The organism is Wolbachia endosymbiont of Drosophila barbarae, assembly GCF_044752445.1.
Lineage (GTDB): Bacteria > Pseudomonadota > Alphaproteobacteria > Rickettsiales > Anaplasmataceae > Wolbachia > Wolbachia pipientis.
Genome location: NZ_JBIXJM010000092.1, coordinates 1 through 1,657, shown reverse-complemented (window position 1 = coordinate 1,657; position 1,657 = coordinate 1). Strand labels below are relative to the sequence as shown.

Below are 1,657 nucleotides of genomic sequence, written 5' to 3'. Positions count from 1 at the left end.
TTCGTCGTGCTGTTGATTCTGCCTTCCTATGACCTGTTCGGACTATTATGAGAAATGCTATAACTTTGGAGTGAATATGCATGGGTCAGTCGAAAAATCAACAGTAAAATTAACTTCTTACGAACAAACAAGTGACAATAGCAAGATAACACTAAAAGATCCACCATCGCCTGAAGAAGCAGGAAATGCTATCTCAAGTGTACTGAATGTAGTACCACGTGTGCAGGGAATGTCACATGAAGAATCAGATGATGAGGAAGTGGATCCTACTTATGCATCTGTAAATCGACAAAAAGATGGTGATGGAGCACCACCGATTTTGCCAAAAGCTCCAGGTTTACAAGACAAAGAAGACAAAAATTTGTTTGGTCTTAGTACTGAAGTACTACCTCCTTCCCTAGAAGAAACAAAAGGTGAGACTCATGATTGGGTATCACAAACAGCAAGTTTAGGTTTAGAAGGATTATCTGGTAATGGATCAGAAGAACATATTTATGCAGTTATAAACCCAAATACAAAATCTTCGAAAAAGAGTTTAGACAGTGAAATAGGTGGTCAAAACTCAAAAGATGATTTAGGTGCGTCTTCAAATACTTTACCATCGTATAAAAGCAAAGATGACTCTGAAGAGTCTTTTTCACTAAATTCTGATATAGGTAGCACAACAAATAAAAAAACAAACAGATTCTTGCCAAGAGCAAAATATGCCATGCAGCAGAAGGGCTTTATAATTTTTACTGCAAGTGCTATTATACTCAGTATATCTGCAGCTTTATTATATTTACAAGATAAAGCAAAATTTATTGCATTTTTTACAAACAGCCCAAAATATATCACTATACCAGTTATCGTACTTGCTGCATTGCTTGCAATTGGTCCAATATTTTTTGCAACAAGGCAATTTATAGATACTGAAGAACATTCCATTCAAAAAAAAGATGCGGATAAAATTTTAGCTGAGGTGTTGGAGCACCAGCCAAAAGATAAAGCTATAAAATCTGTAAGACTGGAATATAGCAATGGCACTCATTCAAATTTTGTACTTAATGCTTGGGAAGCTAAACAAGGCTTCACTAACATTGACGAAAAAGTAATTACTAGAACTAATAAAATAAAATCAGTAATTAACGACAGACCAATATTTACTGCATTATTTACTGGTGTAGTTGCTGCAAATATAGCGTTTCCTCTAGGGCTACTTGCAACACATGGTGTTAATGGTGTACAAAAATTTTACCAAAACCCTTTGACTAATAACATAGGATTATCATTACTTATAGGTTCTGGTATACTTGCATTATCAATTATATGTCTTGGCGTGCATTATTATAGAAAAACAAATTGCACTAACCTTATATATTCTGAAGAAGAGATTGATCCTAAAGATGTTAATGGGAAATTCATTGAGGAAATAAAACGAGAAAGAACAAATGTTCTTGGGGAAAATCACAGTAAAGACGCTAAACGCAGCAGCTTAACGCTTGAGCAAGTTGTGGTTCAATCTCATAATTGTAAGGATATTGTTTATAGTGTCGGTTAATAAAATGCATGATATAGCTAGTGCAGCCCTACGTCATACCGCTGCAGACCGTCATACCGCGATTCATTCGCGGTATCTCTAGATCCCGCTAACACGTAGCGGGATGACGATTGTCAG

At 35.8% G+C, this 1,657-nt stretch carries 1 protein-coding gene; it reads left to right on the top strand.

The features are described 5' to 3' along the window. The first annotated feature begins 28 nt into the window (after positions 1-28). Positions 29-1,540, top strand: a complete 1,512-nt coding sequence (locus ACIPNH_RS01215; RefSeq protein WP_400771131.1) for a hypothetical protein — start codon at positions 29-31, stop codon at positions 1,538-1,540. The last annotated feature ends 117 nt before the right edge of the window (positions 1,541-1,657 follow it).